This is a genomic window from Polaromonas sp. (assembly GCF_049790275.1).
Classification (GTDB): domain Bacteria; phylum Pseudomonadota; class Gammaproteobacteria; order Burkholderiales; family Burkholderiaceae_C; genus Polaromonas.
This window is the reverse complement of sequence record NZ_JBAQYR010000016.1, coordinates 1-21,639: the sequence shown is the minus strand read 5'-3', so window position 1 is coordinate 21,639 and position 21,639 is coordinate 1. Positions and strand designations below refer to the sequence as shown.

General features: G+C 64.2%; 24 protein-coding genes. 2 read left to right on the top strand and 22 right to left on the bottom strand.

Features of this window, described 5'->3' with window-relative positions; translation table 11 throughout:
- Window positions 1-33: 33 nt before the first annotated feature.
- The 13 genes from WA904_RS02395 to WA904_RS02335 all read right to left on the bottom strand — a co-directional run bounded on the left by WA904_RS02395 (window position 34) and on the right by WA904_RS02335 (window position 12,351).
- Window positions 34-861, bottom strand: a complete 828-nt coding sequence (locus WA904_RS02395; RefSeq protein WP_425195529.1) for a beta-ketoacyl synthase chain length factor — start codon at window positions 859-861, stop codon at window positions 34-36.
- Between the two features lie 7 nt (window positions 862-868).
- A complete protein-coding gene (locus WA904_RS02390; protein ID WP_425195545.1) occupies window positions 869-2,062 on the bottom strand; it encodes a beta-ketoacyl-[acyl-carrier-protein] synthase family protein in 1,194 nt (397 codons plus the stop codon).
- A gap of 56 nt (window positions 2,063-2,118) precedes the next feature.
- A complete protein-coding gene (locus tag WA904_RS02385; RefSeq protein ID WP_425195528.1) occupies window positions 2,119-2,859 on the bottom strand; it encodes an SAM-dependent methyltransferase in 741 nt (246 codons plus the stop codon).
- A 258-nt stretch (window positions 2,860-3,117) separates the two neighbouring features.
- Entirely contained in the window at window positions 3,118-3,798 is a 681-nt protein-coding gene (locus WA904_RS02380; protein ID WP_425195527.1) for a phosphatase PAP2 family protein, read from the bottom strand.
- Window positions 3,795-4,604, bottom strand: coding sequence for a polysaccharide deacetylase family protein (locus WA904_RS02375; RefSeq protein ID WP_425195526.1), 810 nt, complete (start codon window positions 4,602-4,604; stop codon window positions 3,795-3,797). Before WA904_RS02375 ends, WA904_RS02380 begins: the two co-directional genes overlap by 4 nt.
- Window positions 4,591-6,948 carry an MMPL family transporter gene (locus WA904_RS02370; RefSeq protein ID WP_425195525.1) on the bottom strand — a complete coding sequence of 786 codons (2,358 nt, stop codon included), beginning with the start codon at window positions 6,946-6,948 and terminating at the stop codon, window positions 4,591-4,593. Before WA904_RS02370 ends, WA904_RS02375 begins: the two co-directional genes overlap by 14 nt.
- Window positions 6,945-7,550 carry a LolA-related protein gene (locus WA904_RS02365; protein WP_425195524.1) on the bottom strand — a complete coding sequence of 202 codons (606 nt, stop codon included), beginning with the start codon at window positions 7,548-7,550 and terminating at the stop codon, window positions 6,945-6,947. The genes WA904_RS02370 and WA904_RS02365 overlap by 4 nt, the downstream gene beginning before the upstream one ends.
- Window positions 7,547-8,512, bottom strand: a complete 966-nt coding sequence (locus WA904_RS02360; protein WP_425195523.1) for an acyl-CoA synthetase — start codon at window positions 8,510-8,512, stop codon at window positions 7,547-7,549. Before WA904_RS02360 ends, WA904_RS02365 begins: the two co-directional genes overlap by 4 nt.
- Window positions 8,509-8,847, bottom strand: a complete 339-nt coding sequence (locus WA904_RS02355; protein ID WP_425195522.1) for a 3-hydroxyacyl-ACP dehydratase — start codon at window positions 8,845-8,847, stop codon at window positions 8,509-8,511. The genes WA904_RS02360 and WA904_RS02355 overlap by 4 nt, the downstream gene beginning before the upstream one ends.
- Window positions 8,837-10,216, bottom strand: coding sequence for an AMP-binding protein (locus tag WA904_RS02350; RefSeq protein ID WP_425195521.1), 1,380 nt, complete (start codon window positions 10,214-10,216; stop codon window positions 8,837-8,839). Before WA904_RS02350 ends, WA904_RS02355 begins: the two co-directional genes overlap by 11 nt.
- A 12-nt stretch (window positions 10,217-10,228) precedes the next feature.
- A complete protein-coding gene (locus WA904_RS02345) occupies window positions 10,229-10,900 on the bottom strand; it encodes a hypothetical protein (protein ID WP_425195520.1) in 672 nt (223 codons plus the stop codon).
- Entirely contained in the window at window positions 10,897-11,199 is a 303-nt protein-coding gene (locus WA904_RS02340; protein ID WP_425195519.1) for a phosphopantetheine-binding protein, read from the bottom strand. Before WA904_RS02340 ends, WA904_RS02345 begins: the two co-directional genes overlap by 4 nt.
- Before the next feature lie 192 nt (window positions 11,200-11,391).
- Window positions 11,392-12,351: an inositol monophosphatase family protein gene (locus tag WA904_RS02335; RefSeq protein ID WP_425195518.1), complete on the bottom strand. Its 960-nt coding sequence runs from the start codon at window positions 12,349-12,351 to the stop codon at window positions 11,392-11,394.
- Between the two features lie 206 nt (window positions 12,352-12,557).
- On the opposite strand from WA904_RS02335, the gene WA904_RS02330 reads away from it, so the two are divergent.
- Complete coding sequence (locus WA904_RS02330) at window positions 12,558-13,391, top strand: RNA methyltransferase (protein WP_425195517.1); 834 nt, start codon at window positions 12,558-12,560, stop codon at window positions 13,389-13,391.
- 9 nt (window positions 13,392-13,400) lie between these two features.
- Window positions 13,401-14,177 (top strand): serine O-acetyltransferase, encoded by a 777-nt coding sequence (cysE, locus tag WA904_RS02325; protein ID WP_425195516.1) that lies wholly within the window; start codon window positions 13,401-13,403, stop codon window positions 14,175-14,177.
- Window positions 14,178-14,276: 99 nt separating this feature from the next.
- Here cysE and WA904_RS02320 read toward each other — a convergent pair whose 3' ends face one another.
- The 9 genes from WA904_RS02320 to WA904_RS02280 form a co-directional block, all read right to left on the bottom strand.
- The gene (locus WA904_RS02320; protein ID WP_425195515.1) at window positions 14,277-15,344 is read right to left on the bottom strand and encodes an ankyrin repeat domain-containing protein; all 1,068 of its coding nucleotides are present in this window, start codon (window positions 15,342-15,344) and stop codon (window positions 14,277-14,279) included.
- The gene (locus tag WA904_RS02315) at window positions 15,341-15,940 is read right to left on the bottom strand and encodes an RNA polymerase sigma factor (protein WP_425195514.1); all 600 of its coding nucleotides are present in this window, start codon (window positions 15,938-15,940) and stop codon (window positions 15,341-15,343) included. The genes WA904_RS02320 and WA904_RS02315 overlap by 4 nt, the downstream gene beginning before the upstream one ends.
- A 171-nt stretch (window positions 15,941-16,111) precedes the next feature.
- Window positions 16,112-17,011 carry a hypothetical protein gene (locus WA904_RS02310; RefSeq protein WP_425195513.1) on the bottom strand — a complete coding sequence of 300 codons (900 nt, stop codon included), beginning with the start codon at window positions 17,009-17,011 and terminating at the stop codon, window positions 16,112-16,114.
- A 149-nt stretch (window positions 17,012-17,160) separates the two neighbouring features.
- The gene (locus tag WA904_RS02305; RefSeq protein ID WP_425195512.1) at window positions 17,161-17,946 is read right to left on the bottom strand and encodes a zinc-dependent peptidase; all 786 of its coding nucleotides are present in this window, start codon (window positions 17,944-17,946) and stop codon (window positions 17,161-17,163) included.
- Window positions 17,947-17,955: 9 nt separating this feature from the next.
- On the bottom strand, window positions 17,956-18,753 hold the full coding sequence (locus WA904_RS02300; RefSeq protein ID WP_425195511.1) for a UDP-2,3-diacylglucosamine diphosphatase: 798 nt from the start codon (window positions 18,751-18,753) through the stop codon (window positions 17,956-17,958).
- A gap of 24 nt (window positions 18,754-18,777) precedes the next feature.
- Window positions 18,778-19,287, bottom strand: coding sequence for a peptidylprolyl isomerase (locus tag WA904_RS02295; protein ID WP_425195510.1), 510 nt, complete (start codon window positions 19,285-19,287; stop codon window positions 18,778-18,780).
- 6 nt (window positions 19,288-19,293) lie between these two features.
- Window positions 19,294-19,989 (bottom strand): peptidylprolyl isomerase, encoded by a 696-nt coding sequence (locus WA904_RS02290; RefSeq protein WP_425195509.1) that lies wholly within the window; start codon window positions 19,987-19,989, stop codon window positions 19,294-19,296.
- Window positions 19,986-21,272, bottom strand: coding sequence for a L,D-transpeptidase family protein (locus tag WA904_RS02285; protein ID WP_425195508.1), 1,287 nt, complete (start codon window positions 21,270-21,272; stop codon window positions 19,986-19,988). Before WA904_RS02285 ends, WA904_RS02290 begins: the two co-directional genes overlap by 4 nt.
- A 69-nt stretch (window positions 21,273-21,341) precedes the next feature.
- Window positions 21,342-21,639: L,D-transpeptidase Cds6 family protein (locus WA904_RS02280; RefSeq protein ID WP_425195507.1), on the bottom strand; the 298-nt coding region annotated here is incomplete at its 5' end.

Genomic DNA, 21,639 nt, shown 5'->3' with positions numbered 1-21,639 from the left:
CGTGCTGCAGGGTGGTCGGAAGATGCGGCGGTATCAGCACGGTGCCGCCCGCACGGCCAGCTGCAGGCCTTCAAGGTAATCGAGCACGACGTCGCCCGCATCGCGTGCGGCGACACTGCGCAGCAGCGGCAGGCAGCGCGCGGCGGGAATGCCTGTGCGAAGGTGTTCCAGTGTGCTGTCTGCCATGACCGTTGCGCTGGCGCTTGTCAGGCAGGTCGTCGGCGTCAGTGTCCACTGCGCCAGGCTGCGTTCGCTGCGCTGGGGTGCCAGCACCAGTGCCACGCCAAAAGTGTCCGACAGGGGACGCACGCTGCGCAAGGGCTCGGGGTAATCGGTGTCATAGGCGACCAGCAGTACCGCGGTCTGTTCAACCGCCACCTGGGTCATGGCTTCAAGCAGGCCGGCTGCAAAACTGGCGTCGTAGGCGCAAAGCACCGAGGAGGTGGCCATGGCCCCGCTTGAAATGCTCCAGTAGCCGGAGGAGGCGTTGTGCACCGAGTTGTGAAAACGCGTGGGAGAAATCAGCTTGTCGCCTGATGCCAGGGCGCTGCAGATTTCATGGCAATTGATGGCGTCGCCGCTGGATGATGAAAAAACCGAGGGCAGGTCAGTCGCAGCGCGGCCCGACGCCGTCACGGCTTCCTGGCCGACTGCCAGCGAGACCTTGACCACGGCGCCTGCGCGCCGGCGTTCCGCCGCGGGCAGGGCCATGGGCAGCGGCAGCACGCAACGCGCCGCTTCATGAGGTACGCGGCCCGCCAGCTGTTCGCTGCCCGGCCCCCAGCCCGACAAACCAGGCCCGAGCAGGCCGATACCTTCGACAAAAACCGTGAGAGTCGGCGCGGTGGATGGATGTGTCATCGTTGTTTTACCCGGCACGGCCAAAAACCAGGCTGCAGTTGGTACCACCGAAACCAAAGGAGTTGCTCAGCACGCGAGTCACGGCCTCTTCGCGATTTTCCAGCAGGTAGTTCAGGGGCAGCGCCGCGTCCAGCGCCTGCGTATTCAGGCCCCCGGGCAACAGACCGTTTTGCAGGGCCAGCGCGCTGATCACGGCTTCGACACCGCCTGCCGCGCCCAGGGCGTGGCCGGTCGCGCCCTTGGTGGAGCTGCACGGCGTGTTGGACCCGAACAGCGCAACCACGGCTTTGGTTTCTGCAGCGTCATTGCTCGGTGTGGCGGTGCCGTGCAGGTTGATGTAGCCGATATCGGCTGGGGCCAGCCCGGCCATGTCCAGGGCGTCCTGCATCGCCATGCGCGCGCCCAGTCCTTCGGGATGGGGCGAGGACATGTGGTGGGCATCGCTGGATTCACCCACGCCAAGAAAAAGCACGGCTTCACCGTCCAGATGTTCAGGTGCCCATTCGAGCAGGGCGAAGGCTGCCGCCTCGCCGATGGAAATGCCGTCGCGTTCCGCGTCGAATGGCCGGCAGGCCCGCGTGGACGTCAGGCCCAGGGAGTTGAAGCCATACAGGGTTGTCAGGCACAGCGAATCCACCCCGCCGACGATGGCCGCGTCAATCAGCCCCGCGGCCATCATGCGGCGCGCCGAAGCAAACACCTTGGCGCTGGACGAGCAGGCGGAGGACACCGTCATGGCCGGACCCTCCAGCTGGAAAAACTCGCGCACAAAGGAAGTGACGGAAAAAGGATTGTGCGTTGCGGCATACCTGAAGCCGTCGGGCAGTTTGCCGGTCAGGGGATCGAGGTGGCGATAGGCCATTTCGGTCTGCAGGATGCCGGAGGTGCTGGTGCCGAGGAATACGCCAATGCGCCGGCGTCCGACGCGAGCGGCCAGGGTCTGCACTGCTGCGTCAAAGTGGTCTTGCCGCAGGCCGAGCTGGGCCAGGCGGTTGTTGCGGCAATCGTAGGCCTGCAGTGCCGCAGGCAACACCTCGTTGTCCAGGCCTTCCACGGTGCCTGTCCATGTGGCCAGATCGACCGAATCGAAATCACAGGGTTTCAGGCCGCTACGCTGCGCCCGCAGCGCGGCCAGGGTCGGCTGCAGGCCCTGGCCAATACAGCTTGTTGCGGTGAAGTGGGAAAGCAGGATGGGTCGCACAGTGCCTGGGGGTGAGCTGGGTGATGAATTCATGGTAGCAAACGCGGGGTAACCGCTCAGGCGGCGGGCAGGCGAGCCACCAGCAGCACATTGGCAAAAGGGGTGCCCTGGCTCATGGCTTTGGCCTCCACCATGAACCCGAGTTCTTGCAACACCGCTTCCCACTCGGCGATGGTACGGCAGTGCAACGTTCCCAGACGGTGGCCGCGCAAGGTGGTCACCACATGGTCAACCCAGTTGCTGAAGGCAAAGGGCAAGCCGGCAGCGGCATCGCCTACACGCAGCAACAGCACGCCACCGGGAGCCAGCGACCGGCGCACGCGTTGCAGCACCTCATCCTGCGCGGCAACCGGAACGTAATGCAGCACGTCCAGAATCACCACCGCATCGGTTTGATCGAACTCGGTGCGGCACATGTCTGCCTGCACGAATTGGGCCTGTCCTCCGCGGACGGCGCCGGCCAGGGCCTGTTCCGCCCGTTCGACATCGTGGGCCATCAGTTCGACGCCCTGCACATGGGACGCCGACGGTGCGGGCAGCCAGGCAGCCGGCCACTGGCCGCGTGCGGCGCATGTTTTGGCGGCGAGCAGCCAGGAGGTCAGCAAACCCTGGCCGCAGCCGATGTCCAGAATGCGCGAACGGCCGGTCAGCAGGCCTGCAGCCAGCAGATGGGCAAACACGGGATCACCGCCGAGTTTGCCGCGGGCAAACATCCAGGTGTAGAGACCCACCGGCTTGTAGGGCGCCGCAGCCAGCGAGATGAGGTTTTTGATGAAGGCGGAAGGCGTGGGATTCATGGCTGGGCTGCAGGTAACGTGACCGGTTGAGGCTCGGCCTGGTGGAAGGTGTGGAAATACCGATTTTTACCGAACACGGTCAGGCAGCGGTGGACAGTTAGTGCAGTGTTGCACGCTGTCTGGAACATAAAAGCGCGCCTTTTGTGCCATGGCGGCGTTGCAAATCCGCGCGATACCTCGGGTATCGCTGTGGTTTGCGCTTTGTCCTGACCCAAAATCCATCGCTTTTATTTGTTCCATCAAGCATGCAACACTGCACTAGTCATGGCGGGCTCCAGAACGCTGCAGATGGCGCAAGGCCCACCACGCAGCGAACGCACCCAGCGCAAGCCCGGCCCACATGTCAACGGCCACATGCTGGCGGGTGGCGACCGTGGAGTAAACAATGCCTGTGCACCACAGCGCATTGAACAGGCGAACCCACAGCGGCGCGCCGAAACGGCGCAGCAGGTGATGCATCCAGAATCCCGAGAAAGCAGCGGTGGCGACGTGCAGGGACGGACAGGCATTGCCCGAGGCGTCCATGTTTTTGAGGAAGTCCACGCCCGGATACAGGGCCCAGTCGATATTGGCCACGGGAACGGTGGTGGGCCAGAAATAAAAAATGATCAAGCCGGTCAGGCAGGTGCCGGCCATGGCCAGGGCGTAGACATAGAGTTCGCGCCGGTTCGCCAGAAAGGCCGGTGGCAGGGAAACATACACCCACAGGGAGACATACAGGGGCAGGGCCATGGGTTGAAAGCCGATCAGCCGGTCCAGCAGGGTGATTGGCATCACGGTGACAGGGTAGGCCGGATTTTTGAGGACATAGAAGTAAGCGGCAAAAAACACGGCAATAAAAACCGGTATGCCAATACTTTTCAGGCCCAGGTCCAGAGGCACAAGCCGTGCAGCCTGGCGGTACCAGGGCAGCGGTTCCTGGTGGAGGGATGTGGTCATGCGAGGGCCTGGGGCAGGGTGACGGGTCGCAAGTGGGCGGCCGCAGCGGATTCGAGAACGACGGGCAACACCTCGAGGATGACCGGCACGCCGGCAGCAGTGCGTGCGGCGTTGCCGTCGTGCAGCAGCAGGATGGCGCCAGCCTTCAGGCCGCGCAGCAATTTGGCCGCGACCGCCGCCGTATCGCCGACCCGTGTGTCGAAACCGCGTGCCGACCAAGTGGCGAGCCGCAGCTCCAGCTGCGTGAGCACCGGCTCGAGGAAAGGATTGCGCAGGCCGGCCGGCGCGCGGAAAAACAATGGCCGCTGGCCGGTGATCGCTGTCAGCGTGTCCTGCGCGGCCTGGAGCTCCCGCGTCATGCCACGCGGACCCATGACTGAAAAATGGTGGCGGTGATGCTGGCTGTGGTTTTCAACTGCATGGCCCCGGCGCACCATTTCCCGGCACAGCTCCGGGTAACGCGCCGCCTTTTCGCCGATGCAGAAAAAAGTCACGTGGGCTCCGTAGCGGTCCAGCAGGTCGAGCACCTGCGGCGTGACGAGCGGGTCGGGCCCGTCGTCGATGGTCAGGGCAATTTCGTTCCTTGCTGCGGCGGTTATTGGCAGCTGCGTCCAGTTTGGTCCCAGCCAGCGGCTGCGCGGCCAGAGTCCCACGGCGGCAATCAGCAGATGGTTGCCGGCCACTGCGGCAAGTACCCAAGGCCACCATGCGGGAGCCGTGATGACGGCAAGCAGCGCCAGCAGATGCAACGCGATGGATGCGCGTATCAGCGGTGTGGAATGCCAGCACGACTCAGGTTTGCGCATCGGGCTGCCTTGCAAAAATTGCGGCGTACACCAGGGCCAGAACCACACCCGGCGCCACCGTGACGCCCATGGCTTGCAGGATGGAAACATTGGAAAACGCCAGCAAGCCAAAACCGGCAACGGTTGTCAGGTTGGCTAGCAGCATGGACGCGAGTGTGCGATGGGAGATGGCTATGTGGGGATCGGGCCGGTCAAAAAACAGCGCATAGTTCGAACCTACCGCCACCACCAGCAGCAGGCCCACCAGATGCAGGATGATCAGTGGTTGGCCGGCCAATGCCAGACCGGCTGTGACGGTGATGACCGAGGCCAGGAGGGGACCCATGGTGCGAAGCACGCGCAGCGGCGAACGGAAAATGGCCAGCAACAGCAAAACAATGGCCACCAGCCCCCCGAGAGACAGCAGGGTGGCTTCGCGCAGATAGCCTGAATACAGGCGGTCGGATTCGGCCTTCATGTCGACAAACAGCGCATTCGGCAATCCTGTGGCCGCCAGCCCGCTGCGGATCGGGTCGGTCCTGATTTCGGCACCTTTGGGCGCTTTGAGTGGCAGCAGGGCGGTCCAGCCGCCACGGGATTGCTGAAGCAGCAAGGCATCAACCGCCATGGCCATGGAGGTCTGCTCCAGATCGCCTGGCTGCAACAGGGGCCGGTTGCGCGAGGCTTCCGCGTCCGCAAGAAAAGGCGTGAACAGCGATGTACGCACGGGCAGGCCTATGACGGCCTGCGACAGACGGGACTGGAGCTGGTCGGGCGGGGGCAAGCTGGCTTGCCGGGCGCGTTGCGTGGCCGTGCTTGGAAGATAGCGGCTCGGACTCTCGAAGCCGGCGAGGTCTCCCTGGTCGACTTGCGCCTGCAGGAGCAGGGACACCTTTTCGGACGAAGCCAGGACGGACTCCCGGCTGTCGCCGGTGATCACGACCACATAACGCACATCGGGTGCGCCCATGTCGGCACGCAGGCGTTCGTCGAGCGCAATATCGGCTTGCGACACCGGACTCAACGAAGAGATTTTCTCGTTGAGCAGCGTGTCGTGGTGAGTGGCGAGCACGGCGCTGGCGGCCAGCAGCAACAGGGCCGCCGGCCAGCGCAGGACTGCAGCGCGCTGCGTCAGCTGGCTGAGTACGCGGCCAATCGCCGATACGTCGTGGATGCGGAATTTGCCGGGCAGCAGGTGGGGCAGAACGAAACGGGTCATGGCGGCAGCGGCCATCAGCCCGGCGATGGCGTACAGGCCGAGTTGCGCCAGACCGGGGAAACCAGACAGCAGCAGCGAGGCAAAGCCGCAGATCGATGTCAGCACGCCCAGCCGGATGGTGGGCCAGAACCTTTTGACCCAGGTTTCCTGTTGTTCGTCAGCCTGTTCGGATTGCACAAACAGGTAGATCGAATAATCGACTGCTTCGCCGATCAACGCCGTACCAAAACCGAGGGTGATGCCGTGCACTGAGCCGAATCCGAGGCTGACAGCAGCAACCCCGGCCAGTACACCGCTGATGACGGGTAAAAACCCCAGTACCAGCGCGGTGGCCGAACGGTAGACCAGCAGCAGCAGCGAAGCGATGATGACGACGCTGATAAGCGAGAGATGGCTGACCTGGCTCTGGATGGCCTCGCGCGAGGTGACTGAAAAGACGCCAGGCCCGGTCATCACCAGCTTCGCAGCAGGGCTGGTTTGCCTGGCCGTGTCAAAGGCCTGCCGGATGATAGTCATGGCGCTTTGCTGTGCATCGGTGTCGGATCCTGCGGCACGTGTTTGCATCAGCATCAGGGCGCGGGACTCGTCGCGCGAGGTCCAGACACCGTCCACCAGGGCCGGCTGGGTGCCACTGTCCAGCTGCCCCAGCAGCTGGACCATTTCACCGGTCGGGTCGCGCGGCAGCAGGGACTTGACCAGCAGCCCGGCGGGCGAGGCCAGCAGGTCTATGCTTTCCGCCAGAGCGGCGTGCAGGCCGTCGGCGCTGAAGCGTTCAGGGGTTACCGCGGGGCTCAGCAAATAGCGGTTGTTGAACAGAAAAGCCTGGTCGCGCTCCTTGGTGATGGGTTCGCCGTTGTTGACAGTGACGAAAGCCGGGTCGGCGCGCAGGACCTGTGCAACCTGCTTGGACAGGCGGGCGCGAGTTGGCGCGTCGGCGCCTTCAATGCCCACCAAGATCAGGCGCGAGGCCAGGCCATCCTTCAATTGGTCCATCAGCAACTGCTGCTCGGCAGTGGGCGTGCGCGGAAGAAAGGCCGACAGGTCCGTGGTGAAGTGGGTTCGGCTGATGATGGCGCCGCAGGCCAGCAAAAAGGCGAGCCAGAGCCAGACCGGCAGAAGCTGGCGCCGGAACCACCGGGTTGTCATGGCTTGGCCAGCGGGGTGATCATCATCACCGAGCGGTCCTTGTCGGTCTGCTCGATTTCAATTGACTTCACCTCGGCCTGACTGCCGCCGATGCGGATGCGCTGTACCACCTGCAACATGCGCGTTTCCATGGGCCGCAGGACCAGGGTCCAGCGTTCTTCGGAGCCTTCCAGCTCCAGGTTGTAGACGCGGCGCAAGGCGGTGATGTCGCCGGCCAGGGTGCCGCGTATGCTTTCGGTGAAAGCCGCCAGTTCGGGGTAGTCCTGCAGGCGCAACTGCATGCGGCGCTGGCCGCGCTCCACCGTGAGGCTGGCGCCTTCGATCAGCAGCGATTCCGGCCTGGGCTTGAGTGTGCGTTTTTCCAGCCGGTCCGGTGCAGTGTAGAGCAGCTCGCCGGAAGACTCCACGGGCTGCTCAAGCATGGCAATGTATTTTTTTTCGACAAAGCTGGCACGTCCCGACTTGTTCTGGGCCAGGCCCTGCATCAGCTTGGCCACATCCCAGGCCGCGTGGGCGGGGCTGCAAAGCAGGCCGATCAGCAGGCCGGCGCCTGCCAGCCAGGCCTTGACGGGGGGAGGGGTCAGGAACGGTGCGTCAGTCATGGGTCGGGACCGGGTTTGGCCGCGGGCGGAACGGCCGCTTGCCAGAAATTGAAGAAATTGAACCAGTTGTAAGGTGCCCGGCGGCAATGCTGCTCCAGCAGCGCGGCGTAGCGGGCCATGGCCGCCTGCACCGCCGCTTCGCGTCCGCCTGCGCAGGGCACGGAAAAATCGGCCAGCGTTTCAAAATGGATATCGTAGCGATTGCCCCCGCCATACAGTCCGACCATGAACAGGACGGGACGGCGCAGGATGGCCGCCATGCGGAATGGCCCGACAGGAAATTCGGCGACTTCACCCAAAAACGTCGCAGGCCTGGTTGTGTCGTTGTTCAGGCGGCGGTCGGCCAGCATGCCGACGACACTTCCGCCTTCGATGAGGTCATGAACCCGCAGCATGGAATCTGCATGGCCCAGTGCAACGATATCCTGTTGCGCCGCTGGGTTGATAGCGCCCAGTGCGGCGTTGATTTTTCGCGCGTTCTCCTCGTACATCACCATGGCCACACGAAGGCCGGGTTGACGGCGGCCGACCGCGCGCAGCACTTCAAAGCTGCCGGCATGAGACCCCATGAGGAACACGCCCTTGCGGTCCGCGGTGAGGTCTGCCACCAGGTGTTCGTTGTGGACATGGATATCGAAAAGGCCGAAACGTTCATTGACGAGGTAGACCCGGTCGTGAATGACGGATGCGAAGCTGAAAAAATGCCTGAAGATGTGGCGCCAGCCCACGGGTTCCCGTGCGGGCAGTGCCAATGCCCGTTGCAGGTAGTCGCGTGATGCGCGGCGCGCTTCGGCATTGGCCAGGATGAAATAGGCGGTGATGCCGTATAAAACGACGCGCCCGGCAGCGCGGCCCAGGCGCAATGAAATCCAGGTCATGACGCGCAGCAGGAGCATGTTGCTGCTTTCGGGGCGGTCTTGCCACCTGGCCTGGCTGTCCTGATTCGGCGCGGCCTGACTCATGGGCTGCTTTCGAACACGAAAGTGCCCGTGGCCACGGGCCGACCTTCACACGCGATGTCAAAACGGGTGTGGCCCGCAGCGGTGGCTGTGCAGGAAATAGACAGGATTTCGTCGGGCAGCACCGGGCTGAGAAACTTGGCCGAGTTGACCAGGCAGCGCGGCGCCGGTCCGGGATTCTGGCCGTTGGCTGCGTCTGCGGCAGTGCGTGCCTGCGCGGCGGCATGCAGGGCGGCGTCCAGCAGCAAGACGCCCGGCACCATGGGCCGCCCCGGAAAATGCCCGGCAAAAGCAGGGTGTCCGGTGGCAAAGCGCAGGGTGGTTTCCTCACTCTGCACGAGGCCAGCCTTCCTGGACGGGACGCGCGTGGTGTGATTGCGCCAGCGCCTGCAGGACGTCGCGCGGCAGCTTGCCGGTGGCATTGCGCGGCAGGGACTCGACCATGACCAGGGGACGCGGCAGAAAGATTGCATCAATGCGCTCTTTGAGTGCGGACTGCAGGGCGGCGGCGCTCATGCCCGGGGCGACGGCGAAAGCCATCAGCCGCACCACGGTTTCGTGGCCATCGTCATCGGGCATGAAAAACGCGCCGTCGAGCACACCGGGAATGCTGACGAGCTGGTGATTGAGGTAAGCCAGCGAGTTGCGTTTGCCGGCAATGTTGACCAGGTCTTCCAGGCGCCCATGCAGCAGGAAGTGGTGATTGTCCACCGATTGCAGCACGTCGTTCAGCGGAACCACCTTGTCCACATGGCCGCCGCAGGCCCACATGCGGTTGTCGTGGGGCGTCAGCGTGACCAGCGGAAACAGTTCCCACTTCGCGGTTTGCGCCGTCCGGCGCGAGGCGATCTGCCCGGTTTCGGTGGAGCCATAGATCTCGTAGAGCGGCGCGTCGGACCGTTTTTCGCAGTTTTGCGCGAACTCCGTTGTCATGGGGGCTGTTGCCGACAAGACGAGGTCCAGTTCTGGCAGTTCCAGGTTTGACGCCAGCAACACCCGCAGGTGCACCGGTGTGCTGACGAGCATGCGCGGGCTTGCCACGGCCTTGACCGCGCTGATGATGTCGACCGGGTAAAACGGCTGGCCGGCGTGTAATGCCGCACTGCATTGCATGGGCAGCAGCACCGTCGATTCAAAACCGAACATGTGCTGCGGCGGCACCGTGCCAACAATGGTGCAGGGCTGTTCTTCGCCCAGGCCCAGCCGCTGCGCTTCCGCGCGCGCGCTGTGCACCAGCGAACCCCATGTCTTGCGGTGCGGTTGCGGCAGGCCGGTCGAGCCCGAGGTGAACACATCGGCGACAGCCTGGTCGCCGGGAAGGTAGGGGATGTCGCAGGGATCTTCAGGGTCTGTTTCCGCCGGGCCTTTCGCAAACGCGTCCTGGTAGACAAAACCGGGCAGATCGATGGCATGGGGTGCGTCGGACAGGCAGAACACGTCGGGTGCCAGGGTGCGCAGCTGGCGCATCATTTCCGGCGTGTGCGTGGGCGGCAGCAGGCTGATTTTTCTCGTCAGGAGTGCCGCGCCGAGGCCGACCGCGAAGTGATAGCGGTCGCTGCAGGCATTGAGCATGTGTTTGCCCGCGGGCAGCGCCGCTGCCAGTTGCCGTACGTCGGCGATGTATTGGCGCACCGGGATTTTTTCCCCGTAGCGCCAAGCCAGGATGTCGTTGGCACTGTTGTGACTGATGAGCGCGTAGGTGGTCATGGGACGGTCAGGTCAGGAAGAAGGCGGCGATCGGCCCGACCCGGCCTGCCGGTACGCGCGAATTGCTTCCAGCGGGCCGGCGCGGTCAGACGGTGCCAGCAGGAACAGGCGCACCACATACTCCGCTGCGAACATCAGGATCAGCAGCGGCAGGTTCAGCAGGTTGGCAAAGGCCGACCAGACCGCCACCGGCGCCAGCCCGAACAGCAGGAGCGACAGCCCGGTCATGACGGCGAAATACAGCGTCCAGGCCCATGTGACCTGCCGGGTGTACCGCGCCAGCGCGGGTGACAGGGGACCGTGGATGACGGCTGCAAAACGCGACACCATGGGGATCTGACCGGCACGCAGGGTGCGTGCAAAGGCCAGGCCCAGCAGGGCCTGTATGCCGGCATGTTGCAGCAGGAACACCCAGTTGTAATGCTGCACCAGCCATCCGCTTATGGCGTAAAGGATGGTCGCGCCCGCCAGGCAAAGCGTCAGCATCCAGGTGCGGTGCGGGGAGCGCCAGGCCAGCACCCCGGCCAGCAGGACCAGGGGCGCCATGGCAACGGCTGCATCCCACAGGTCGGGGTGGGGGTCTGCTGCCGCCAGATGGGACAGGACGGCATAGGCCAGGCAGGCGCCGGCAATGGCTGCCCAGCGTAAGCCGCGCAGCAGTGTTGCCGTCAAGCCGGGGTTCACTTCGTTCTTTGCAGGGCAATATGGTCGCTCAGGCTGCGCAGCGACTGGAAGATGGCCGTGTTGTCCTCGTGGTCCGCGCGCAATTGCAGGCCATAACGTTTGGACAGAACCAGGGCAATTTCGAGGATGTCGATCGAGTCCAGCCCCAGGCCGTCGCCATAAAGCGGCTCATCGGGCTGTATGTCTGCGGCGGCCGTTTCCAGGTTGAGGGAAGTGACCACCAGTTCGGCCACTTCGCGCATCAGGGCGGCATCGGCGGCCACGGGCACGGCGGAGGGTTGTAGTGAGGATTCTGGCATCGTGTAAGACCTGGTTTTTTTGCGAATAGGGAGGCTGTGCTGGCGCGTCTGGCGCCCCGGTCAGGGTGGTGGTTTGATGGTAACTGACATTGTTTTCCGCTCCCAGAGGAGATGTAGGCATACACCTCTCAGGAATGTCAGCCCCAAACGCAACAAGACGTAAAAACCGCCGGATGTGTCTGGTTTTACCGGTTAGAGAGGCTCGCCGGACCCGCTGGGCGGAGAGGACTTGGCGCCGCGTGCAGTGCGCGGAACCGACAGGGTTTGCGTGGGCATGTCGGCATCGACGGCCTGCGCCGCATCAAGCACGGCCTGGCGCACACTGGCCTTGTCGCCGGCGCCTGCAAATTTGCTGTACTTGCCCAGCGTGGTCACCAATTGGCCGTAAATACGCGGGTTCCCGGCCACACATTCGCCATGGTCCATGAAGTCGGCTTCGCCGGTGAAATTGCCGATCAGCCCGCCGGCTTCGGTGACCAGCAGCGAGCCGGCCGCCACGTCCCAGGGCTTCAGGCCGGATTCGAAAAAACCGTCGCTGAAGCCGGCCGCCACATAAGCCAGGTCCAGCGCGGCCGCGCCGGGACGGCGCACGCCCGCGCACTGGCTCATGACTTCGCCAAGCATATGGAGGTAGGTTTTGAGCTTGTCGCCGGGCCGGTAGGGGAAACCGGTGGAAATCAGGCATTCCTGCAGGCGGGTGCGTTTGGCCACACGGACCCGGCGGTCGTTCATGTAGGCGCCACGGCCTTTGGTGGCGCAGAAGATGTCGTTGCGGCTGGGGTCGTAAACCACGGCCTGTTCGATCTTGCCCTTGACGCTCAGGGCGATGCTGACGCAGTAGACGGGAAAGCCGTGGATGAAATTGGTGGTGCCGTCCAGTGGGTCGATGATCCAGACAAATTCGGAATCCTTTGCGCCGTGTTCGCTGCCCGATTCTTCGGCCAGGATGCCGTGCCCCGGGTAGGCGGTGAGCAGGGTTTCGATGATGGAGGCTTCGGCGGCATGGTCGACTTCGGTGACGAAGTCGTTGGTCTGCTTGGCCGAGACACGAACCGATTCCACGTCCAGCGCAGCACGGTTGATGATGGCGCCGGCGGCGCGCGCAGCCTTGATGGCCACATTGAGCATGGGATGCAGATTGGGGGACGACATAATTTGTAGGGAAGAACGGGAAGAACCGGCGCTGGCGATGCGGGCGACGGGCAATGGCGGTATTTTCCCATAAACGGGAGACTGGCCCCCTGCCCATCGGCAGCCGATGGAACTGGCCATGACGACACCGGCGTTTTGAGCGGAAACGCTTTCCAGTTTGGGCCGCATCCGGCGCCAGGAGCCGCCGGCATAAGACAATACAGCCCATGCAGACCCGATTTGTCCTGATCCATACCAGCCACGCCGGCAACGTAGGCGCCACCGCGCGCGCGATGAAAGTCATGGGTTTTGGCGACCTGGTGCTGGTGGCGCCGCGTTGGGCCAATGTGCTCAACCGGGAGGAAACCATCCAGCGCGCCAGCGGGGCACTCGACGTGCTGAAAAACGCCCGCATCGTCGCCACGCTGGACGAAGCCATGGACGGCATGACCCACCTGTGCGCCACCGCCATGACGCCACGCGATTTCGGCCCGCCTACCCGGGCGCCGCGCGAACATTTCGCCGAGCTGCTGGGTACTGCCGGTTTGCTATTAAAAAGAGAGCTGCCTGCGCCCACCGGACAAGGGCTGGAGGCAGATTTTGCTTCAAAGCCCGAGGGTGTGGCCTTTTTGTTTGGTTCCGAGCGTTTTGGCATGCAGAACGAGGACGTCTACCGTTGCCATGTGGCGCTGAGCATCCCGACCGATCCGAAGTTCGGTTCGCTCAACCTGGCGGCCGCGGTGCAGCTGATTGCCTATGACTGGCGCCAGGCGCTGGGCGGTTTTGCCGTGCAGGAAGCGACGGCGGAGCACCGGCTGGCCGATGCCGCCGAGGTGGCGGGCATGCTGGGGCACTGGGAGCGCGCGCTGGCCGACATCGGTTTCCTCGACCCGGCTTCGCCCAAGAAACTGATGCCGCGCCTGAACCAGCTTTTCAACCGGGCGCAACTGAGCCCCGAAGAGATCCACATCCTGCGCGGCGTGGCCAAGGCCATGAGTCAAAAGGCCTTCGCGGCTGGCGGCCAAACGGCCGCGCCAGCAGAGACGAGCGCCAAGCCATAAACTCGCAGCATGTTCTCCCGACTCCGCTCCGACATCCAGTGCATCCTCGACCGCGACCCTGCCGCGCGCAGCGCTTGGGAGGTGCTGACCTGCTACCCGGGCCTGCACGCCATCCTGTTGCACCGGCTGGCGCATGTCTGCTGGACGAGCGGCCTCAAGTGGCTGGGCCGCTTCATCTCGCACATCTCGCGCTGGCTGACGGGCATTGAAATCCATCCCGGTGCCGTCATCGGCGAGCGCGTGTTTTTTGACCACGCCATGGGCGTGGTGGTCGGCGAAACCGCAGAAATCGGCGACGGCTGCACGATTTACCAGGGCGTGACCCTGGGCGGGACTTCGCTCTACAAAGGCACGAAGCGGCACCCGACCCTGGGTAAAAACGTGGTGGTGAGCGCCGGCGCCAAGGTGTTGGGCGGTTTCCTGGTCGGTGACGGTGCCAAGATCGGCAGCAACGCGGTGGTGATCAAACCGGTGCCAGCGGGCGCCACGGCGGTAGGCATCCCGGCGCGCATCATTCCGTCCAAAACCGGAGAAAGCGCGGATGTCACGACGGCACAAAGCAAATTCTCGGCTTACGGCATCACGCTGGAAGACGACCCGGTGTCCCAGGCGATGAAGGGCCTGATCGACAACGCTTCCTCGCAGGAGCACCAGATTGCGCTGCTCTGGCAGGCGATCGAGAAACTGTCTGAAAGCGGCAAGGCGCACCGGGACTGCGTGCCGGACGACGCGGCTTTGCAGGAAACCTTTGAGGCCGAGAAGCTGAATCAGTTGATGGGGAAGTAGGGGGCGGACTTTGCGTCTCTGTTGTCCGGAAATGAGCCGGGCCATGGCTGAAGAGGCAAAAAAAAAGCCGTCCGTCTATCCGGCTGTAGAACGCCTTTCTCAGGATCCAGCCTCAATCATTCTCACAATTTCTTCCCGCCCCAACCGCCGCGCATACCCCAGCGCATTCATTCCCTCACGGTCCACCAGCGCCGGGTTCGCCCCGGCAGCCAGCAGGCGCTGCACCACAGCGGTGTGGCCGTTGATGGCGGCGAGCATCAGGGGTGTTTTGCCGGCTTCGTCGGGCGCGTTAATGCGTGTACCCAGCGCAATCAGGCGCTCGACCTGCGGGAGCTGGCCGGTGCGTGCAGCCTCATGCAACGATTCCTGTGCAGCTCGCTCCCGTGTCTTCGCCAAACCTGCTTCCGCGCGGTCGCGCTGTATCCGCGAGGCGCGTTCCTCCTGTGCATTGGGGGCGGCAGGTATCGCACTCCTCGTCGCGGGGGACGGGGCCGCCGCAGGTGCAGCGCGCAAGGCGGCAGCCGGGGCGGCGGGCGCCGCCGAGCCTTTCAATGTAGGCGCTGACTCGTCTGCTGCATTTGCTTTGTCGGCCATCAGGCTGGGGGATTCGGCTTGTGCCGCCGGCTTCGGATCGGAACGAGGCGGGGGGGCAGGAGGCGCAGGCGCGGCGGCTGCCGGAGGTGACGGCCGTGCGCTTTCCGCCGGTCGCGTGGCCTGTTCCGTGCTACCGGCTGCGGCATTTGTTCTGGCGCGCGCGACTGGCGGGGAAGGGCGCGGAACCGGCGGGCTGGCGGGGGCCGTTGCAGCGCTTGTCACCTCGCTGTCTACCGGTTTTGCGGAGGACACGGAGGGCGTCGAGGGTGGAGGCGCTGTTCCGCGGCCGGCCACCAGTTCCTTCTCTTCGGGTGTGCCGCGTTCGAACTGCAGCACCAGCAAACTGGTCAGGCCCACCAGGGCCAGGCTGGCCAGCAGCGACAGCTTCCAGCGCGACTGGTTGGCGGCAGGTGCCTGCGGCGTGGCTGCACGGGCAGTGGCCTTTGCGTCAAGCACCGCCTGGGCATGCGCGCGCACGGCGTCACGGACATGCGCGCCGGGGCGGCGCGTGTCCTGCGCGCTGGCCTCGTGGTAGCGCCGTGTCAGCCCATCGCCTTGACGGGGTTCTGTCATGCAAACTCCTGTAGCTGTTGGCGCAGGCTGCGCCGGGCATAACGCAGGCGGCTCTTGGCGGTTTCAAAACTTACGCCGGTGGTGCTCGCGATGTCTTCAACACTCATGCCGGCTTCGGCCTGCAGCAAAAAGGCTTCGCGCTGGTCAGCCGGCAACTCTTCTATCGCGGTGATCAGCGCCGCGGCTTGCTCGCGTGACTGCAGTTGGCGCACCGGGCCAAAACCGGAGTCGGCCGCCAGCGTGTGTGCCAGGCCGTTTTCTTCATCCTCGTCCCCATGGTCGTTCATGCTCGCATGGTTCTTCGCCGTGCGGAAGTGGTCAACCATCCGGTTGTGCGCGATGGTGAACAGCCAGGTCTTGAAGCGCGCCGTGGGCTGGTAGCTCACTGATTGCCGCGCGACGGCAAACCACACATCCTGCAGCAGGTCGTCGGCCACCGCCTGCACACGCACACTGCGAAACACATAACGCCACACGCCCAGTTCATGGCGCGCATAGAGCACATCGAATGCACCCATGTCGCCGCCGGCGTAACGCAGCATCAGCGACTCGTCGCTGTCCTGGGCATCGTCGGCGGGTGGTGCTGCACTGGGCATGCCGCACGTTAGCACGCCTCTGCGCAGCTTTTTCAAGACAGGAGTTTCGTGCGAGCGAGGATGAATCCTTCCCATTCAAGCAGGGGCCGCGGATCTGGCTTCGCCAGTCCGCAGGCGCAGCGGCCCCCCCGGGGGGGCAGGGCGCTACACGCAGTGAGCAACCGTGGGGGCCTATAAAGGATCAGGCACGTAAGAGGTGTTGGCTGACTGCGGAAAAGGGTTGGGAACGGGGGCGTGGGCTGCCGGCTCGCGGATCACCCCGGCGGCAACCAGGTTCTCGCGGCTGTCGTAGCGGATGCGGATGATCTCGTTGGGATACGGCTGCAGCCGCTCAAAACTGGTGTGCGACACCATGGAGGTCTCACGCTGGCCATGGGCCGTGCCCAACTGCGGCGCGGGTCTCGGGGCGGCCTTGGCCAGGCTGCGGTCGGACGAAGAAGCCGCGCGCTCTGACTGGGCCGAAGATGCGGCATCGCCGCGGTCGGCCAGGCCGGTGCTGCCTGCGGAGGAAGGCGATGCCGGTGCCGGAGAAGCCAGCGGTGCGCTGCGCAGACGTTCGGAGGACTCGTTGCGTGACTCGTCCCGCCGCGAGTAGGCCGGCGCCTGGGCGACCGGCTCTGGCAGCCTTTCGCGAAACAGGGCCACGCCGATCACGCCCACGTTGGCGGGCCGCCCGGTGCGTCCGGCATAGGAGTTGCCGATCACCGAAAACTCAAAGGCAGCCACTTCGCTGCTGCTCTTGCGCCAGCCGGTCACCGCGTACTGCTGCCAGGGCGAAAACACATAACCGGTCTGGTCCCACGCGGCGGTTTCGCCGCTGAGCACGTTGACGCCGTCCACCGTGGTGACCGCCAGCACGCGTTCGCCCAGCCGGTTGCGCACCATGATCGAATATTTCGCGCCGTACTGGCCGGCCACCCAGTATTCGCCGCGATGGCGGTACACCGGAAGTGTGGCGCCGGAGTGGCGGTCGATCACGGTCACGTCGGCCATGCTGCCCACAGCGTGAGCCGGCAGGGCGAAGGCGGCGGCAGTCAGTGCCAGGGAAAGGGCAAGAAGGGTGGGTTTCATGCGGGCTCCATAAAAAGTGGTGGAGCTGACTGAAACGAACGAGGTGGGCCGATGGGGTTAAAGGCTGCGAAAAATAGTTTCGCCAGATAGGCTGCGCTGCGCAGCTGCTATTAGGTTGCTATCAAATAAGTAGCTGCTGATGCCCGTATTCAAAGGGCTAGTGGCTGATTTACCTTGAAGAATTGGTCGTACAGCTGTGTCAGCGCGGGAGAGTCCTGGGTGAAGCGTTCGCGGTTGACGAAATAGGCTTCGCAGGTCACCGCAAAAAACTCCGCCGGCGCTGTCGCGCCGTAGGCATCGAGCCAGGGCGCCTCGCCGCCGAAACGCTCGGCCATGCTGACCTGTTCGCGAAAGCCGTCGTAGGCCGGCTGCATGACTGCGCGCCAGGCCGCGTAGGCCGCGCGCGATGGCAGCGGCGGGCAACCGTCGGCCGCGCCGTCCCGCATGTCGATCTTGTGGACGAATTCGTGGATCACCACGTTGTAGCCGTGCCCGGCGAGTGCGCCGGCCGAGGCCACGTCTTGCCAGCTCAGGGTGACCGGCCCGCGGTCCATGGCCTCGCCCGACAGCACTTCGCTGTAGCGGTGCATCACACCGGCCTCGTCCACCCTTTCGCGACGCGCCACCATCTGGCCAGGATGCACCACGATGCCCACGAAGTCGTCATACCAGCCCAGGCCCAGGTGCAGCACCGGCAGGCAGGCCTGCGCGGCAATGACTACGGCCATGGCGTCGGTGACCACCAAGCCTTGTGCTCCGCTGAACTCCTTGTGCGCCAGAAATTCGCTGACCAGACCGCGCAAGTGCAGCAGTTGGGCGGCGGGTCGTTCTGCAAGAAACGGGTAGTCCGCCAGGGTGGCCTGCCATAGCACATCAGGAATGGTTTCAGGGCGCGCACAACGAAGGCCGAAGAGCTGGCACAGACGCTTGAGCATGGCGGCTTTTTACAGCAATGCGACGCGCCGCAGGCCACCAGCCGTGAGACGCAGCACTTCGGCGCGCGGCACCGCGGCTACGGCGTCCCAGTCGCTGAGCACCACGCGTGAATGCCCATGGCCGAGGTCGTGCACCGCTGGCTGGTGGGTGTGGCCATGAATCAGGATCTGCGCCTTCGCTGCCTGCAGCTGCTCGAGGGCGGCGCCACTGTCCACATCAGCATAGGTGGCGCCGGATTTTTTGCGGGCCTCGCTTTGCTCGCGCAGGCCGCGTGCGATAGCCTGGCGTTCGACCAATGGTTTTGCGAGGAAGGCGCGCTGCCACGCGGGGCTGCGCACCTGGCGGCGAAACTGCATGTAGTCCACATCGCCCAGGCACATCGCGTCGCCGTGCGAGAGCAGCCAGCGCTGGCCGTTGAAACCCAGCACGGTCGGGTCGGAAAGCAGGGTGGTGTTGCACAGCCCCATGAGGCGCTGGCCCACCAGGAAATCGCGGTTACCGTGCATGAAAAAAAGCGCCAGGCGGCCAGCCGTCTGGCCCAGCACGCGGACGCAGCGGTCGTCGAAGCTGCTGTCAGCACCGGCCGGCAGCTTGTTGCCGACAGCATCGTCGCCGACCCAGACTTCAAACAGGTCGCCCAGGATGAACACCGCGTCGGCGGGGGTGCTTTCCATGTAGTGCTGCCAGGCGGCAAACGTGGCGACATCGCTGGCCTGCAGGTGCAGGTCGGAAATGAAATCGACCGTGGCCCAGGAGGGCGACGCAGGAAGCTCCGCAATCCGGGGTTCGGTCGACGGGAGTTTCACCGGCAGGCTCGGTCCGGATGGAACTCAGGCCAGCGCAACAGCTTTTTCGATCACCACGTCGGTTTGCGGCACGTCGTCATGCAGGCCCTTGCGGCCGGTCTTGACGGCGGCGATCTTGTCGACCACCTCGGTGCCGGCCACCACCTTGCCGAACACTGCATAACCCCAGCCCGAGGCGTTGGGCGCGGTGTGGTTCAGGAACGCGTTGTCGGACACATTGATGAAAAACTGCGAGCTGGCCGAGTGCGGTGCGTTGGTGCGTGCCATGGCCACAGTGTAGTGCTCGTTCTTCAGGCCGTTGTTGGCTTCGTTTTCGATTTCGCCATCGGTCGGCTTTTGTTTCATGCCGACTTCGAAGCCGCCACCCTGGACCATGAAGCCCGGAATCACGCGGTGGAACACCGTGTTGTTGTAGTGGCCCTTGTTGACATAGCTCAGGAAGTTGGCGACCGACTTCGGTGCCTTGTCCTGGTCCAGTTCAAGGGTGATGACGCCGTGGCCGGCAATGTGGAGTTCGACTTTGGGATTGCTCATGATGGGTTACTTCAGAAGGGTTGCAGAGTTGATGAGAATGGGCGTTTTGGGTACATCGCCCGGGAAGGGGCCGCCTGCGCCCGTGGGCGTGGCCCTGATCTTGTTGACAACGTCCATGCCGCTGACCACCTTGCCGAACACGGTGTAGCCGAAAAGCTGTGGTGCGTTGACCAGCTGCGCGCGTGGGGTGTTTTCATACACCTTGCCCTGGTATTCGAACCTCGGCACAGGGTCGCCGGGCGGGATCGGCGTGGGATTGAGGAAGTCGTTGTCCTTGACATTGATGAAAAACTGCGCCGAGGCAGAGTGCGGGTCGCTGGTGCGGGCCATCGCCAGTGTGCCGACCACGTTTTTGTCGCCGCCTTTGGCCAGCGCCTCGCGGCCTTCGTGCGGCACCGGTGGACGGGTTTTCTTCTCGACGTATCTGGCGTCGTAGCCGCCGCCCTGGATCATGAAGTTCTCGATGACGCGGTGGAACACCGTGCCGTCGTAATGTTTGTCTTTCACGTACTGCAGGAAATTCTCGACGGTTTTCGGCGCCTTGTCGGGATAAACCTCGACCACAAAATCACCGGCACTGGTGGCAAATTTCACCCTGGGTGCGCTGCCTGAGCCTTGTGCCCAGGCCTGGCTGGCCGCCAGGCCCAATGCTGCCAATAGCAGGCAGGCGCGCCGGCTGCCCGACCATTTGCTGGATGTCATCCAATCACTCCTTCAAAAAATATCTTCCATTGCTTGCCCTGACGCACCCAGTACTGGCGCCGGACCGGGCCGGTGCGCGAGCCGCTGAGCACCTCGCCAAACGTTACCACCATGGTATCGGCGCTATCGGTCCAGCGCAGGTAGGACAAGTCCTTGAGCTGCACCGTCCGGCCACGCCGTTTTTCGACTTCGCTGCGCAGCACGGCGGTCCAGTCATCGCGGGTTTTGCCGTAGCTGTTGAAGTCGCTGCTGTACAGGCTGGTCAGCATCGCGAGGTCGCCGCCGGATTTGGCCTGGTGCCAGCTGTTCAGCGCGTCTTCAAAGGACTTGCTGTCGGCCTTGATGCTGTGCGGCGCCACCCAGGTGAGGCTTTGCGCAATCACCACCGGGGTGCTGCGCACTTCCACCGTCCGGATGATGCGCTCCAGATCCGGGTTGGCCAGCACCACGCAGCCGTCCGTGGCCAGCGGCGCACGAGAGAACTGGGTGGGCGGTGTACCGTGCAGCCAGATGCCGCCGCCGGTCTTGCCGCGTTTGATGTCCAGCGGGTTGGGGTAGCTGATGGGCAGGGCGCCGGAGCCGTAAAAATCCTTGAGCGACTTCGGGTCGAGGTTGCTGGTGACAAAATAAATCCCCAGCGGAGTGCGCAGATCACCTTCAACGGATTTTTCGATGCCGGACTTTCCCAGGGAAATGTAGTAGTCGCTCAGCAGCCTGAGGCCGGTGGCGGTGTTTTCAAACAGGTACAGCCGTGACCGCGAGGCATCGACCGCAATCGCATGTCTGTTGCGCGGCGCCAGGGCCAGAAACTGGGAGGGGATGGTGCCCGGCGCGGGCCGCTCGCGAAGGGCTTTCAGCCGCATCAGGGATTCCTGGCGCAGTTCGGCCAGCGAACTGGCACCGGCCCTGGCCTCCGCATCGGAGACATCGCCCACGGCGCGCAGCGGACGTGACCGCGCTGCCAGCAGGTCGCCGTAGACCAGTTGGGCCAGCTGGAAGTTGGGGTGGTCATGGACCAGGCGCTCGGCCTTGGCCAGTGCTTCGCGCCCCTTGGCATGGCCCGCAAGTTTGTAGATCTCGATCAGGCGGGCTTCGGCTTCACCGTCCTTGTCTACCGGCCGTGCCGACGGCCGGTGTGTGTCGGCCTTGTACCGGCTGGCCCCTGCATCGGCTGGCGTTGCCTTGCCGCTGGTTTTTTTCTTTTCTCCGTCCTGGGCGGGCGCAGCGCCGCACAACAGCGACAGTGCGGTGACAAGAAGAAGGGTGGCGGATGCCCGGTGCATGGAGGGAGGGTCAGAAGCCAGAAAAGTCAGCTGAGTGCCTGGGAGGGGGCGCCGGCCTGGTGGCGGGCATCAACCGCCCGTCGATTCCCTGACGATGAGCCAGCGCTCGCCGGCCCTGGACATCTCCAGAGTCTTGCGGCTGGAGATATGAAGCGCGTCGGCGCTGTAGTCCTGCTTGAATTTGGCGGTGGCCTTGCTGCCCTTCACATCGACCGACAGGTCGCTCACTTTCACGCTGATTTTCGACTTGCCGACGATGCGGGCGCGCCGCTCTTCTTCCCAGGCCTTGCGGGTCTGGTTGCCGGGGGTGTCAAAGTCCTTGCCGTAGGCGGCCAGGTAGGCATTCATATCCTTGGCGGCCCAGGCG